At 65.0% G+C, this 13926-nt stretch carries 15 protein-coding genes and 1 pseudogene; 7 read left to right on the forward strand and 9 right to left on the reverse strand.

All coding sequences use genetic code 11. From position 1 onward, the window contains the following. Positions 1–180: 180 nt before the first annotated feature. Entirely contained in the window at positions 181–2163 is a 1983-nt protein-coding gene (locus tag G7067_RS02155) for a M13 family metallopeptidase (protein ID WP_166321617.1), read from the reverse strand. A gap of 246 nt (positions 2164–2409) precedes the next feature. Between G7067_RS02155 and G7067_RS02160 the strand changes: the two are divergent. From G7067_RS02160 to nucS, 3 genes and pseudogenes are all read left to right on the forward strand, one after another. Further along, a pseudogene (locus G7067_RS02160) lies at positions 2410–3746 on the forward strand (MATE family efflux transporter). A gap of 52 nt (positions 3747–3798) precedes the next feature. Further along, positions 3799–5160, forward strand: coding sequence for an MFS transporter (locus G7067_RS02165; RefSeq protein WP_244301198.1), 1362 nt, complete (start codon positions 3799–3801; stop codon positions 5158–5160). 119 nt (positions 5161–5279) lie between these two features. Continuing rightward, entirely contained in the window at positions 5280–5972 is a 693-nt protein-coding gene (nucS, locus tag G7067_RS02170) for an endonuclease NucS (RefSeq protein ID WP_166321619.1), read from the forward strand. A gap of 269 nt (positions 5973–6241) precedes the next feature. Here the strand turns inward: nucS and G7067_RS02175 are convergent, their stop codons facing one another. The 4 genes from G7067_RS02175 to G7067_RS02190 are packed head-to-tail and all read right to left on the reverse strand — an operon-like array spanning position 6242 to position 7711. Then, positions 6242–6394, reverse strand: coding sequence for a hypothetical protein (locus G7067_RS02175; protein WP_166321621.1), 153 nt, complete (start codon positions 6392–6394; stop codon positions 6242–6244). Between the two features lie 10 nt (positions 6395–6404). Beyond that, positions 6405–6869, reverse strand: coding sequence for a Clp protease N-terminal domain-containing protein (locus G7067_RS02180; RefSeq protein ID WP_166321623.1), 465 nt, complete (start codon positions 6867–6869; stop codon positions 6405–6407). Continuing rightward, positions 6862–7077, reverse strand: a complete 216-nt coding sequence (locus tag G7067_RS02185; protein WP_244301199.1) for a helix-turn-helix domain-containing protein — start codon at positions 7075–7077, stop codon at positions 6862–6864. The genes G7067_RS02180 and G7067_RS02185 overlap by 8 nt, the downstream gene beginning before the upstream one ends. A 31-nt stretch (positions 7078–7108) precedes the next feature. After that, positions 7109–7711: a TetR/AcrR family transcriptional regulator gene (locus G7067_RS02190; protein ID WP_166321625.1), complete on the reverse strand. Its 603-nt coding sequence runs from the start codon at positions 7709–7711 to the stop codon at positions 7109–7111. A 151-nt stretch (positions 7712–7862) separates the two neighbouring features. Between G7067_RS02190 and G7067_RS02195 the strand changes: the two genes are divergently transcribed. Genes G7067_RS02195 through G7067_RS02210 form a run of 4 tightly spaced genes read left to right on the forward strand, consistent with a single transcriptional unit; the run spans position 7863 to position 10325 of the window. Continuing rightward, the gene (locus tag G7067_RS02195; protein WP_166321627.1) at positions 7863–8462 is read left to right on the forward strand and encodes a biotin transporter BioY; all 600 of its coding nucleotides are present in this window, start codon (positions 7863–7865) and stop codon (positions 8460–8462) included. Continuing rightward, the gene (locus tag G7067_RS02200) at positions 8459–9157 is read left to right on the forward strand and encodes an energy-coupling factor ABC transporter ATP-binding protein (RefSeq protein ID WP_166321629.1); all 699 of its coding nucleotides are present in this window, start codon (positions 8459–8461) and stop codon (positions 9155–9157) included. Before G7067_RS02195 ends, G7067_RS02200 begins: the two co-directional genes overlap by 4 nt. Next, positions 9108–9860: an energy-coupling factor transporter transmembrane component T family protein gene (locus G7067_RS02205; RefSeq protein WP_244301200.1), complete on the forward strand. Its 753-nt coding sequence runs from the start codon at positions 9108–9110 to the stop codon at positions 9858–9860. Before G7067_RS02200 ends, G7067_RS02205 begins: the two co-directional genes overlap by 50 nt. 9 nt (positions 9861–9869) lie before the next feature. Next, positions 9870–10325, forward strand: a complete 456-nt coding sequence (locus G7067_RS02210; RefSeq protein ID WP_166321631.1) for an SseB family protein — start codon at positions 9870–9872, stop codon at positions 10323–10325. Between the two features lie 36 nt (positions 10326–10361). On the opposite strand, the gene G7067_RS02215 is transcribed toward G7067_RS02210, so the two are convergent. From G7067_RS02215 to G7067_RS02230, 4 genes are all read right to left on the reverse strand, one after another. Then, a complete protein-coding gene (locus G7067_RS02215) occupies positions 10362–10910 on the reverse strand; it encodes an HdeD family acid-resistance protein (RefSeq protein ID WP_244301201.1) in 549 nt (182 codons plus the stop codon). A gap of 256 nt (positions 10911–11166) precedes the next feature. After that, positions 11167–12081, reverse strand: a complete 915-nt coding sequence (locus G7067_RS02220; RefSeq protein WP_244301202.1) for a 5-oxoprolinase subunit C family protein — start codon at positions 12079–12081, stop codon at positions 11167–11169. After that, positions 12074–12964 carry a 5-oxoprolinase subunit B family protein gene (locus tag G7067_RS02225; protein ID WP_166321635.1) on the reverse strand — a complete coding sequence of 297 codons (891 nt, stop codon included), beginning with the start codon at positions 12962–12964 and terminating at the stop codon, positions 12074–12076. Before G7067_RS02225 ends, G7067_RS02220 begins: the two co-directional genes overlap by 8 nt. Next, on the reverse strand, positions 12961–13854 hold the full coding sequence (locus G7067_RS02230) for an ATP-binding protein (RefSeq protein WP_280115745.1): 894 nt from the start codon (positions 13852–13854) through the stop codon (positions 12961–12963). Before G7067_RS02230 ends, G7067_RS02225 begins: the two co-directional genes overlap by 4 nt. Positions 13855–13926 lie beyond the last annotated feature (72 nt).

Consider the following 13926-nt stretch of genomic DNA (forward strand, 5'->3'; position numbering starts at 1 on the left):
CCGTCGAGAATGCAGTATCTCGACGAGAAGCCAGTTCCCGTGCGTCGGTGCGATGCTTTCTCGTCGAGATACTGCTTTCTCGTCGAGATAGTAGCCAGTCGCGGTTTGCGGGCCGCGCCAGAACTGGACTGGACTGGACTGGACTGGACTGGACTGGACTGCGCAAGCTACCCGCGCGAGCTACCAAATACTCACGCGCTCGGCCGGATCCAGCCACAACTTGTCACCCGGCTTCGTATCGTAGGCCTCGTGGAACGCATCGAGGTTTGCGACGATCTGATTGCAGCGGAACTCGTTGGGCGAGTGTGGGTCGATCGTCAAGAGGCGCACAGTTTCTTCCGGACGTGATTTCTGCTGCCAGGCCTGCGCCCACGACAGGAAGAAACGCTCGGCACCGCTGAGCCCGTCAATCACGGGCGGCTCCGCGCCTTCGAGCGAACGCAGGTACGCCTTCCATGCGATCGCGAGCCCGCCCAGGTCACCAATGTTCTCGCCGATCGTCAACTCACCATTGACGGTCTGGCCATCTGCGCCCTCCGGCGACAGCGCGTTGTACTGGCCAATAAGCGCACCCGTCAGCTTTTCAAACGCCGCGCGATCCTCCTCGGTCCACCAGTCGGTGAGCTTGCCATCGCCGTCGTAGCGGGATCCTTGATCGTCGAAGCCGTGGCCAATCTCGTGGCCGATCACGGCGCCGATCGCGCCAAAGTTCGCGGCACCGTCGACGTTCTTGTCAAAGAACGGAGGCTGCAGGATCGCCGCCGGGAACACGATCTCGTTGAATCCCGGGTTGTAGTAGGCGTTCACCGTCTGAGGGGTCATGAACCACTCGTCACGATCGATGGGTTTGCCCACCTTGCCAAGCTCGCGGTTGAACTCGTACTCAGCAACCTGCCGCGAGTTGCCGATAAGGTCGCCCGAGTCGACGGTGATCGCGGAGTAGTCACGCCACTTCACCGGGTACCCAATCTTGGGGGTGAACTTGTCGAGCTTTTCGAGCGCCCGCACTTTGGTCTCAGGGCTCATCCAGTCGAGCTGCTGGATCGAATCACGGTATGCCTCGATAAGGTGTTCCACCAGCACATCCATTGCGGCCTTCGCGTCTTCGTCGAAGTGGCGCTCAACGTAAAGCCGGCCAACAGCCTCACCCATTGATCCCTCGACGAAAGAGACACCGCGGCGCCAACGGTCCCGCTGCTCGGTCGCACCGGTAAGCGCCGTGCCGTAGAAATCGAAGTTCGCACGGGAAAGTTCCTGCGAAAGCAGCGCCGCGGATCCGCGCACGATCGACCAGGCAAGCCAGGCTTTCCAGGCCTCGAGCTCGTCTTCAACGAGCAGCTTCGCAAGCCCCGCGATGGCTTCGGGCTGCCCCACAACGACCTCAGCAAACGCAGTCTCGGGAGCACCCATAGCGCCGAGGTACGCGCGCCAATCAAGCTCGGGCGTAATTTCCTGCAGGCCAGCAAAGTCGCGCAGATTGTAGAGCTTCTGAATATCGCGGCTCGCAACCTTGTCCCAGTGCGAGGCGGCGATGCGCGTCTCCAGGTCGAAGGTGAGCTGCGCGAGGCGTGCAGCGTCTGCGACCCCTGCGAGTTCCAGCATGCGCTCGATGTGCGCGCGGTACTGATCCCGCACCTCGGCGAACTGCTCTTCGCGATAGTAGGACTCGTCGGGGAGCCCTATCCCGCCCTGCATGACGAACACGATGTAGCGGGCGGGATCCCCCGGATCGTTGTCGATGAACATGCCAGCAAAGCCGCCGAGCCCCTGCCGCTCGAGTTCCCCTACAAGGGTGATCAGCTCAGGGATCGAGCTGACGCCCTGAGCCCGCGCGAGATCCGCAGCGATCGGCTCAGCGCCGAGGGCGTCGACGCGCGCGACATCCATGAAGCTCGCGTAGAGCGCCGCAACCTTATCGGCCTCGCTTGCGCTTGCTGCGAGCGCACCGGCCGCGGGAGCCTGGGTGCCAGTGATGATGTCGCGAACTGCCTCCTCAGCATTCTCCGCGAGCACGGCGAAGGATCCGTAGCGCGCCTTGTCTGCCGGGATCTCGGTGCGGTCGATCCATTTGCCGTTGACATGCCTAAACAAATCGTCTTGCGGGCGGATCGCGGGGTCGAGTTCGGCGAGGTCAATACCTGAGGAGAGCGCATCATGGGTCATGGAAACAGCCTAGCGATGACGCCCGACATTTAGGTCAAGCCTCGAGTTTGGCGGGCCTCCCAAAGTGCACTGTAGGCACCAAACACAAGCATTGATCAAGCAGCGCGATGTTCTCGCGACCACGATCGAGCCCGCGACCACCTCCGGAGTTTGCGCAGGAGCAAATCCTCGCGCACCCCTCTCGATTCTGTGCGCGGGATCGACCTCCGTCTTGGAGAGCTTTGGGCTCGCCGCTAACGTAGGGCCATGGGCACCCGAGAAACGAGCGAGCGGACGCGGATCGACCGCAGCATCGCGCACCTCGCTATTCCTGCGCTCGGCGCGCTGATCGCCGAGCCGCTCTTTCTCGTGGTCGATTCTGCTCTCGTCGGGCACCTCGGTGCGGTCCCGCTCGCGGGCCTCGCGATCGCGGCCGCGATCCTGCAAACGGCCGTCGGGCTCATGGTTTTTCTTGCCTACTCGACAACTCCACTCGTAGCGAGACGCCGCGGCGCGGGAGACCTCCGCGGCGCCGTGCAGGCCGGTATCGATGGCCTGTGGCTCGCGCTCGGCATCGGAATCCTCGTGGGCGCGGCCCTCTACGCCGCGAGCGCTCCCCTCGTGAAGCTTTTTGATGTCGCCTCCGAAACAGCAGCGCAGGCAATCATCTACCTTGCGATCTCGTGCTTCGGCATCCCTGCCATGCTCGTCGTGTTCGCCGCGAGCGGCTTGCTGCGCGGAATGCAAGACACACGCACTCCGCTCACGGTGGCTACGGTCGGCTTCGCGGTGAACGCGCTGCTGAACTGGTGGTTCATCTACGGCCTGGGCTTTGGGATCGCGGGCAGCGCCTGGGGGACGGTGATCGCGCAGTGGGGCATGGTCGCGGTCTACCTCGCTGTCATCACGCGCCACACTCGCCGCGCGGGCGCCGGATTCCTCCCCCGCCGCGATGGCCTGGGACATGCGGGGCGGAGCGGCGGTTGGCTCTTCGTGCGCACCGTGGGTCTGCGCGCCGCGCTCCTCGCCACCGTGTTTGCGGCGACGAGCCACGGCACCACCGCGACCGCCGGCTACCAGGTGGTCTTCACCGTGTTCACGACCGCTGCCTTCGCGCTTGACGCGCTGGCCATCGCCGCGCAGGCGCTCATCGGTGATGCGCTCGGATCCCGCGATGCCGCCCGTGCCCACTTCATCGTGCGCCGCACCGTGTTCTGGGGAGTGCTCTGCGGTGCCGCAGTGGGGCTGCTGCTCGCCACGACCAGCCCGGTGATCGGCTGGGTATTCACGAGCGACGAGGCCGTGCTCGCGATCCTGCCCCGGCGATCCTGGTGCTCGGGATCTCGCTTCCACTCGGCGGGCTCGTATTTGTGCTCGACGGTGTGCTGATGGGGGCCGGCGACGCCCGCTATCTCGCGTGGACAAGCCTCGTGAACCTCGCCACATATCTGCCGGTGCTGTGGGCGATCACGGTGCTCGTACCCTCCGGCACCGCGGCGCTCGTCGCCTTGACCGCCGGATTCACGATCGTGTATATGCTCGCGCGCGCGATCACGCTCAGTATCCGCACCCTCCGGGGAACGTGGGTGGTGCTTGGTGTATGACCGGCCCCGTGTGTGCGCAAATTGACCTTAAGCTCACTCATAAGAGCAATCTGTGCTCACAGCGATGGAGGAGAGCATCATCATTGATACGCTAGGCGGACGCCGCGACGGGGAGAGAGGTATCGTGAGTTTCCATTCTTCGCCCGCGCGCAACGCGGTCGGCCGCTGGGTCACCGGCATCCTCATCATCTTCACGCTGCTCGGTTTCGGCTTCGGCAGCTGGTTGGCGCGGCTTCCGGCGGTGCGGGACCACCTCGGCGCATCGACCCTGGAGATGAGCGTCTACGGGCTGTGCCTGGCGATCGGCTCCCTCTCGGGGCTGCTGCTCGCGGGCCGCACGGTCGCGCTCCTCGGGTCACGGCGGGCGCTCGGGGTGGGGATCCTGATCCAGGCGCTCGCCATGCCGCTCGCCATCACCCTGATCTGGCAGGAACTACTCATCCCCGGGCTTGCGCTGCTCTTCTGCTACGGTTTCGCCTTCGCCACCTCCGACGTGGCGATGAACGTCAGTGGGGCCTCCGCTGAGCGCGCGCTCGGCAAGCCACGGCTGCCCGTGATGCACGCCGGGTACAGTTTGGGAGCGGTCAGCGCGATGGGTGTCGGTGCGCTCGCGGAGACGTGGATGGTTCCCGTGCCGCTGCACCTCAGCGCGGTGTTCGTGATCATCCTTGTGGTGGGAGTCTTCGCGCTCCGGCTCGTACCACCAGACTCGGAAACCGCGCGGGTCGACCACGGCCCGCAGCTCGCGGCGCACACCGGGCAGTTGCGGCTTCCGCCCGAAACCGCAGCGGCGCAGGATCCTGCAGCCCAGGCGTCGTCCGCGACACATCTCTCCCGCCCCTACACCCCGTGGCGCGACCGTCGGATCCTGCTCGTTGGACTCGTGGCGCTCGGCATGAGTCTCGCCGAGGGCACGGCCTCCGACTGGCTCCCCCTCGCGCTTGCCGATGGGCGGGGGATCCCGAATTCGACTGCCGCGCTCATCCTGGGCATCTTCTTCGTCGCGATGACCATCACTCGAACGTTTGGCTCGCCGATTCTCAGCCGTTTGGGGCGGGTACCGGTGCTCCGCGGCGGCGCGATCCTGTGCGGGATCGGTGTGGTCGTGGTGATCCTCGTCCCCTTCACCTGGGGGATTGTCATCGGCGCACTGATGTGGGGTGTGGGGTGCGCACTCGGCTTTCCGGTCGGGATCTCGGCTGCCGCCGACAACCCGCGGACCGCCGTGCGCGACGTCGCTGCGGTCTCCGCGATTGCGTACACCGCGATGCTGCTCGGCCCGATGGCGTTCGGGTTTCTTGGGGAACACGTCGGGCTCCTCACCGCGTTCTGGGCACTCGTCGCGGTCGCTCTGCTCAGCGCACTCGCGGCGGGCGCGGCACGGGAACCGAAGATCCACACGGCTGATCACTAACGGCGGGCGCTGAGGGCGGGGCGCAACCCACCCGCGTCGTCGGCACAGCCAGCACAGCCAGCCAGCACAGCCAGCCAGCACAGTCAGCACCACCCGGCCAAACCGGCTAAACTGACGCGGTGCGAATCGTTGTGGCTGATTGTTCTGTTGACTATGCGGGGCGACTCTCCGCGCACCTTCCGCGGGCGAAGCGGGTGCTCATGCTGAAGAACGATGGCAGCATCCTGGTGCACTCGGACGGCGGCTCCTACAAGCCGCTGAACTGGATGAGCCCGCCGTGCACGCTGGCACCGCTCGAGCCCGACGAGGATCAGCTCGCGGCCGGCATCGTCGAGGCGTGGGAGGTCACCCACAAGAAGACCGCCGACAGGCTCATTGTTTCGATCTTCGAGATTATTCAGGACAGCTCGCACGATCTCGGCGTCGATCCCGGCCTCATCAAGGATGGCGTCGAGGCCCACCTGCAGGAGCTCCTTGCCGAGCAGATCGACCGGGTCGGTGAAGGCCACACGCTCGTGCGCCGCGAATACATGACGCCGATTGGCCCGGTCGACATTCTTGCGCGCGACGCCACGGGCGCCTCGGTTGCGATTGAAATCAAGCGTCGCGGCGAGATTGACGGTGTTGAGCAACTGACCCGCTATCTCGAGCTGATGAACCGGGATCCGGTACTTGCTCCCGTGCAGGGAGTGTTTGCCGCGCAGGAAATCAAGCCCCAGGCGCGCACGCTGGCCGAGGATCGCGGGATCCGCTGCCTACTCCTGGACTACGACGAGATGCGCGGTATGGAAGACAAGAACACGCTGTTCTAGGCGGTGATGATCGGCGCACGTCCAAAGCGCGCCATCAACAGCAGCACGAGGGCCACTCCTGAAAGCAACCCGTCTGCGATACCTGCGGGCAACATGAAGATCATCAGGATCAGCGTCACGATGCAGTTCGTAATCGAAAGCCAGTACCCTCACTGACGATTCTTCAGGAGGCCAATCGCCCCGACCGTCCTAAGCGCACCAAAGACACCGCTCATCACCATCATCAAATAGAGATGCTCGTTGAAAAAGGGAACGATGAACGAGAACCCTTAGGCGAGCAGTGACGATTCAACCCCCATGAGCAGCAGAATCGGCAGCCCCAGAAATGGCAGCCCCTCCATCAACACGCCCTGCACCAGTTGCAGGATCGCGGCAACTCGAATCTGGCGGAGTGCGACCGGTTCGGATTGGGACTGAGGCATGGCCAAGATTCTACGCGGCCCGAGCCAGGCGTTCTCGCAGCTCGCCGCGGTCAACGGGCAGGGCCGCAAGAAGCACGGCGGCGGGATCCGGCTCCTTACGATCAAGCAGCGCGAGCAGCATGTGGCGCGGGGCGATGGTGGGCGACTTCTCTGCGGCCGCGTAGCCAAGCGTGCCCTTCAGCACCTCCTTGGCGCCCGAGGTCATGCGGGTCGCACGCTTGCCCTTCACGGTGCTTGGCGGCAGCTGCACCTCGCTGACCGAGACTCCGATTGCGGCGAGCGCATCTCTGTCAAGCTGGTCGGCAGCCATCTGCACCGCAGCAGCGTCAGTGCCGGCAGCGGCCGCAATCTCCTCGTTGCGCAGCAGCGCGAGCAGCAGGTGGTCGGAGGCGATCCTCACTGCCCCGCGCCGCTCGGCCTCGGTGAGTGCGTCTTCAACAACCGCTCTGGCTTCTCCAGCAAATCGTTCAAACATTTCGTTCTCGCTTTCCGTGTTTGGCGTGTACCGACTGGCGGGTGACGCCAAGCGCGTCACCGATGTCCTCCCAGGACCAACCGGCGGCGCGCGCCTTGGCGACGTGCTCAACTTCCACGCGTTCTGCGAGGCGGTGGAGTGCCCCTACGGCACGCAACCCGGTTGCGGGATCAGCAGAGCGTACTCGCTCCATATCAAATTCGTTCACACTGTCAGTTTGAACTGACAGTAGCCTTTTGTCAAGTGAAACTGACAGGACCCAGGCCGGCCAGCACGATGTCGAGACCACGACCGAACGATTCATCGAGGTCAACCGGCTCGGGATCCCCCACCCCCGCGGGGTCACCGGGAGCGGTGCCGTGCTGGGCGAGCAGCGCCCCAAATGCCTCAGCCTGGCGCTGCATTTGGGTGGCCTGCGCCTGCGCAAAGGTGTACAGCAGGAGCGTGCGGGCACCATCAGCACCGACAAGTTCCGCGAGACGGTCCTCGACCGCAGAGCGCCCGAGCCGAAAAGCAGCAGCGGTGGCCACCACGTCGGCGCCGTCACGCACGGCAAGCATCGCATTTCGCAAACGGTGACACAGCTCGCGGGCGGCACCGGGATTCGGGATCACCGCCGCCGTGTCGGGGACACCACGCACAGCAACCACCGGCGCGACTTCCGCGACAATCTCGTCGGCCATCAGCGCCAGAAGCGTCTGCTTGTTCGGAACGTGATGGTACAGCGCGCTCGGCTGCACATCAAGCTCGGCCGCCACTCGCCGCATCGAGCAGTTCTCCAGCCCCTGTGCCTCGAGTACGCGCAGGGCCGCAGAGACGACATCGTTCCGGCTGTTGCGCATTGCCCCAGCTTAGCGCTAACCTGAACACCGTTCACCAGAACACTGTTCAGGTGCGGGATTCGATACTTCGACTCGGCTGGCGCCTCGCTCAGCACATCGCTCGCTCCATTTGCTCAACCAGCGGATCCGGCATCACCCTAGGAGAGACACTGTGACCACCACGCACCGCGACCGCAGTGCCACCACCGACCTCGCGCTGGTCGCGACGTTTGCCGCGCTGATCGCCGTGTGCGCGGTCATTCCCGGCATCCCCATCGGGCCCGTGCCCATCACACTCCAGACGTTCGCGGTGAGTCTCGGCGGCGCGCTGCTCGGTGCGCGCCGCGGTTTCTTGGCCGCGCTGCTCTACCTCGCGGTGGGTGCCGCCGGGCTCCCGGTCTTTTCTGGCGGCAGTGCGGGCCTCGCCCCCTTCGCGGGCCCGACCGTCGGCTACCTCGTCGCCTTCCCGCTCGCGGCGGGGCTCGCCGGATTCCTGGTTGAGCGCCTGCCCCGCCGCCGCGTCACACGCAGCATTCCGCTGATTTTTGCCGCGGTGTTCGCAGCAAACCTGGTGTTCATTCACACGCTCGGCCCCCTCGGCATCGCCTGGCGCGCGGAGCTGCCGCTCGGTGCCGCCTTCGCCACAGACCTCGCCTTCTACCCCGGCGACATCGTCAAGTCGCTGCTCGTCGCCACGGTCGCCACTGCCGTGCACCGCGCCTTTCCAGGACTCCTCCCCCGCCGCCGAAACGCACAGGTTGTCGGCGCATGATCACACTGCTTGACGCCGCGGTGACCGTGTCGGCAGAAGCCGGTGAAGCCACAATCCTGCACCCCACATCGCTCAGCCTGAGCGAGCCGCGCATCTCCGTCATCGGCGGCAACGGCTCGGGCAAATCGACGCTGGCGCGCCTGCTCAACGGACTCATCGAACCCAGCAGCGGACGGGTGACGGTCTTGGCGAATGACACCACGCCCCTTGACACCGTCCGTGACGGGGCCGCTGTGCGCCGCAGCGTCGGCTTCGTGTTCACGGATCCCGCAGCCCAGTTCATCATGCCGACCGCTGTCGAAGACGTCGCGCTGTCACTGCGCCGACAGCACCGCGACAAATTCGACCGGCACCGGGCCGCCATCAGCGCCCTCGAGCGCTTCGGGATCGCTCGCCTCGCCGAGCACAGCGTGCACAGCCTGTCCGGCGGCCAAAAGCAACTGCTCGCGATCGCCGCCGTACTCGCGAGCGACCCCGCGATCCTCGTCGCAGACGAACCCACCACCCTGCTCGACCTGCGAAACTCCCGCATGATCGGCGAGCTGCTGATGTCGCTGCCGCAGCAGGTGATCGTCGTCACGCACGACCTGGATCTCGCTGCTCGCGCCGATCGCACCCTGCTGGTCGAGGGAGGGCGTGTGGTGTATGACGGTGACCCCGCGACAGCGATTGCACACTATCGGGCACGCGCATGACGCTCCCGAACCCGCTCGGCAGCCGCATCTCGCGACCCGGCCCCTCCACCGGCTACGCCCGGGCGCGAAGCTGCTCGGCCTGTTTGTCTTTGCGGTCGCGGTGGTGTGGTTCTCCAGCCTACTCACCTCGGCCATATCGCTCGGGATCGCCGCCGCGCTCGCCCTACTCGCGGGCCTGCGCGGGCGAGAACTGTGGCGGGCAACGCGCGGATTCCTGCTCATCGCGATCCCGCTGTTCGCGCTGACCGCAGCTGCCGGAGCACACTCCGCCGACCTCGATCGCGCAGAGTTTTGGGTCCTCCCGCCCGAGGCCTTAATCGCCGGGGTCACGCGCGGCTTAGAGATTGTGGGCCGGCTCTTTGCGCTGATCCTGGCGGCGAGCGCCGTCACCGCGAGCACCGCGCTCGAGGACATGGTCGATACGATCACGTGGCTGCTGCGGCCCTATGCGCGGTGGGGTGTGGATCCAGAGCGTGTTGCCCTGGCTTTCTCCATCGTGATCACCGCGATCCCGAGCATTCTGGGGATCGCACGCCAGACTCGCGACGCCGCTCGGGCGCGTGGCGTGGAGCGAAATCCCCGGGCGCTCGTCGTGCCGCTGGTCATTCGCACCGTTGCCCACGCGCAGCTGACCGGCGAAGCGCTTGCCGCGCGCGGACTCGGCGAACGCGAGCAGGAAGCCCCCGGCACCGCCGCACAATAGGCTAGACGTATGGCTGAGGCGCAGATTCCAGAGGGTGTACACGCGGACTACGCGAACGACAACGTGCAGGCTGCGCTGAAGGCCCTGCAGGACACCCCCGATTACGAGCATCTCGCGGCATTTCTGACCGCGCTGCGTGACGGGTATCTCGTCGTCGACGTCACTGGCACCTCGCCGAAGCGCGGGCCGCGGGTACGCACGATCCGTTCCACGAAGGGGCAGCTGGTGTTGCCCCTCTTCACTTCGATGGATGAGCTACGGGCAGCAGTCCCAGCGAACCAGCGGGAAAAGCTGAAGGGCGCGGTGATGATCGCGAGCGAGGCACTTGCGCTCATCGGCTCGGATCGCTTTGTTGCCGCGGAGTTCGACAAGGCCTCGGCCGCGCTCGTGATCCTGCGAAAGTACATTGCTCTCGCCGCAGGCACGGATCCGATCACCGCCGAGACACTCGAGCAAATGCGCTGACGGCGCAGCCCGGATGATCGGGCCGCGCCACAGCGTCTACACCTCTGGCTTCACGAGGAGCGCCCGGATCACCTGCACAGCACCGAGCACCACCATTGAGATCCCGAGCAGCAGCCACAGCGTGACCGCCCCCATAAACGGTGACATGATGAGCACCGCGCCGGCAATGATGCTGATGACGGCGTAGATCACCGTCCAGGCTTTGCTCGCGCTCTGTTTCAGCATCGAGAACGCAAGCGCTCCCTCGAAGAGCCACAGCAGGCCGACGATCACCGAGAGGAACCCGGCGAGCACCAGGGCGGTGGCGCCGAGGTTGACCATCATGATCACGCCACCGATGACATAGAGCAGACCGAGAAGGACGTGGCCCGTGCGCACCCAACCGCCAAGGGTGCGGCCAAATATCGACGATCCGATGTAAACGGCGCCGATCACCAGGGCGTACGCGGCCATGACGGCGGCCACGATCTGCATCATGACTTCGCCCGATTTCAGGGGGAAAAAGATGATGAGGAGGCCGAGCACCACGGCGATCAGGCCACCGACACCGATCGCGGTGCGCACCCCGTCGCTCGCCCGTTGCATGAAAACAGTTTCTGGAGATGACATCTGGAGCTCCTTCGAACCGTGCCACGGCCCTAACGCCGCGGCCCTGTCTCCATCCTCCCGGATCAGCGGGAGATGTACTACAGTCCTGAACTCGCCGTTCCCGAGATGTGATCTTCTGGACCATCCTGAGAAGACCACACCCCGGGGAGATCAGGCGTCAGTACCCTTTAGGACCAGATCTGCGCGAACCGCGCTCGTCGCTCAGCACGAGCCGCGAGCGCCTCGTCCATCGTCACCGGCACAAAGCGCACTTTGGCCCCGGGGCCATGCGGGCAAACAGGTCCATGTCCGCGCTGATCACCGTTGCGGCCTGGGCGTATCCGCCACCAGATACGGCGTCACAGTGCAGGACGATGGGTTGGGTGCCGCCCGGAATCTGAATCGATCCGACCGGATAGCCCGCATCGGTGATGTTGGACGGATCCTGCCCGGCACCAAACGGCTGTTCTTCCTGTCTCCAGGCGGCGCCAGGCCCATCAAAGCGCAACCCCATGCGGTCCGCCACGGGGGTCAACGTCCACTCGGCCTCGGTCAGATTCCGCAGACCCTCATCGGTGAGCTTGTGATCGTAGAGGCCCACCATGATCCGAACAACGAGCTCACGATCGTAACTCGGCAGCAGTTCCGCCGGGACGCTGTCGAGCTGCGGCAGCGTCGACGCCTGCGGTTCGCCGACCGGGAGCACGTCGCCAGCCTGCACCGCGCGCCCCTCAAATCCGCCCAGTTTGCCAATCGGGTAGGTCGAACGTGACCCCAGGACCTCCGGCACGTCGATGCCACCGGCAACGGCGATAAAGAACTTCGTACCGCCCTGGATCACACCGAACGAGAGTTCGTCGCCCGCAGCAAGACTGAACCGTGCGTTCTGCGCGACGGCGGTGCCGTTCACCCGCACCTCAACCGGGGCACCGGTGACAGCGATGACCGTGTCAGCGGAGGCCCGCAACTGCGGCCCGAGGTACGTGCACTCGAGCACGGCTTCGGCGGCGGTGTTCCCGACAAGTCGGTTCCCGAGTGCCGCGGCGTACTGATCCATCACGCCGCCCTGCGGAATGCCGAAACGGTAGTACCCGAAGCGGCCCTGATCCTGCACCGTGGTCGCGAGCCCCGGGTTCAGCACCTCGAGAGCGCGAAGCAAGTCAGCCATTGAGTGCCTCCAAGAGTGAGCGGTTGTAGGAATCGGGATCGGCGAGCGCCTCCGCGAGGCTGAAGCGCACGGGTGCCTGCTTGTAGCGGTAGGTCCCCTGCTCCACTTCGGCCTGGATCTTGCGATATTCAGCTTCGTCGACCGGGCGGTACTTGACGATGTCGCCGGTGCGGAAGAGCACCATGAAATCGCTGAAGTCGGCGAGGGTCTGCCCAGGATCGAAGATCGGCGCGGGCGCAATGCCGAGCATCTGGTAACCGCCCGCGCCACGAACCGAGTAGTGGGCGGTGAAGCAGCCCCCAATACCGACGGTCAGCGGCGGAGTATCGGTCCGTGGGCTGAGGTATTTGGGTACCTCCAGCTGCCGCTCACGAGGTGTCAACTGGAACAGGAAGGGCAACCCCGCAACGAACCCGACCATCGAAACAAGCCAGGGTGTTTCGTGGTGACGACGGATGAATTCTTCCGCGTTGGCAAGCCCATTCACCTCGGCGCTGTAGTCAAGATCCGATCCCTCGGGCCGCTGATGGTACCCCTCACGGAAGCGCTGCTCCGTTTCGCTGGTGTAGGGATCGTTGTACCAGACCGGCACCTCGATGATGCGCGTGTCAAGCTCTTGCACCGCGGCTTTCTTCACCTCGGTTTCGAGCTCACGCACGGTGCGCTCAAGCTCATCGTGCGCGAGCTCATCCGGGTTGAATCGCACCAGGAGCGAGGCGTTCGCGGGGCAGATATCGATGATGCCGGGAAGCGCGCGATCCTCAAGCCCGACCGCGATCGAATTTGCTACGAAGTTCGCCTCGAGTGACATGTCGGGGGCGATCTCGACAACCAGGAACTCGTCGCCACCCCAGCTATACCGCGCGTGTTCTGTCAGTGTCATACGAGCGCTCCAGAGAGTTCGGGCACGGATTCGAGATAGGTCGTGTGGTGTTTCGCTGCGGCAAAATCGTCGAGTGTAATGAGGCGACGCATCAGCGGCACCGTCGTCTTGATGCCCTCGATGTCGGTTTCTTCCAGCGCCCGCTCCGCGCGGGCAAGCGCCCGCTCACGATCGACATCCCACACGATGAGCTTGCCCAACAGCGAATCGTAGAACGGCATCACCGTCTGACCCACGCTGAACCCGAAGTCAACGCGCACACCTGGGCCGCCCGCGAGTTCGAGAGTGTCGATGCGCCCCGGGCTCGGCATGAAGTTGTTCTCGGGATCTTCGGCGTTGATCCGGAACTCAAACGCGTGACCGTGAAAACGAATGTCGGCTTGGGTGTACCCGAGCTTCTCTCCCGACGCGATACGCAGTTGCTCGCGCACAAGATCGATTCCGGTGATGGCCTCGCTGATCGGGTGCTCGACCTGCAAGCGCGTGTTCATCTCGATGAACGCGATCTCCTCGCGATCGGGATCGTAGAGGAACTCGACCGTGCCTGCACCGATGTACTTGGAGTGCCGCGCCAGCTCAACGGAGGTCTGCCGCATCTGCTCGCGGAGCGCATCCGGAAGCCCGGGCGCCGGAGCTTCCTCAATCACCTTCTGCTGGCGCCGCTGCAGCGAGCAGTCGCGGTCACCGAGGTGCACCCACGTCTCTCCATCGCCAAACACCTGCACCTCGACGTGGCGGGCACGCGTCACAAAGCGCTCGAAATACACGTCACTCGAGTTGAAGGCGGCGAGCGCCTCGGCCTGTGCAACCTCAACGGTGCTGCGCAGTTCATCGGCTGAGTTGATGCGGCGAATCCCTCTGCCGCCGCCGCCTGCGGAGGCCTTGACCACCAGGGGATACCCGATCTCGGCGGCAACCGCCTCGATATCGCCGGTGGTGTCGAGTGCCCCCGGGTACCGGCA

Source organism: Leucobacter insecticola (genome assembly GCF_011382965.1).
GTDB classification, from domain to species: domain Bacteria; phylum Actinomycetota; class Actinomycetes; order Actinomycetales; family Microbacteriaceae; genus Leucobacter; species Leucobacter insecticola.

Coding starts and splice junctions, on each gene's coding strand:
- G7067_RS02155 (WP_166321617.1), bottom strand. CDS start 2,163: ATGACCCATGATGCGCTCTCCTCAGGTATTGACCTCGCCGAACTCGAC.
- G7067_RS02175 (WP_166321621.1), bottom strand. CDS start 6,394: ATGCCTCAGTCCCAATCCGAACCGGTCGCACTCCGCCAGATTCGAGTT.
- G7067_RS02180 (WP_166321623.1), bottom strand. CDS start 6,869: ATGTTTGAACGATTTGCTGGAGAAGCCAGAGCGGTTGTTGAAGACGCA.
- G7067_RS02190 (WP_166321625.1), bottom strand. CDS start 7,711: ATGCGCAACAGCCGGAACGATGTCGTCTCTGCGGCCCTGCGCGTACTC.
- G7067_RS02200 (WP_166321629.1), top strand. CDS start 8,459: ATGATCACACTGCTTGACGCCGCGGTGACCGTGTCGGCAGAAGCCGGT.
- G7067_RS02205 (WP_244301200.1), top strand. CDS start 9,108: ATGACGGTGACCCCGCGACAGCGATTGCACACTATCGGGCACGCGCAT.
- G7067_RS02210 (WP_166321631.1), top strand. CDS start 9,870: ATGGCTGAGGCGCAGATTCCAGAGGGTGTACACGCGGACTACGCGAAC.
- G7067_RS02215 (WP_244301201.1), bottom strand. CDS start 10,910: ATGCAACGGGCGAGCGACGGGGTGCGCACCGCGATCGGTGTCGGTGGC.
- G7067_RS02220 (WP_244301202.1), bottom strand. CDS start 12,081: ATGGCTGACTTGCTTCGCGCTCTCGAGGTGCTGAACCCGGGGCTCGCG.
- G7067_RS02225 (WP_166321635.1), bottom strand. CDS start 12,964: ATGACACTGACAGAACACGCGCGGTATAGCTGGGGTGGCGACGAGTTC.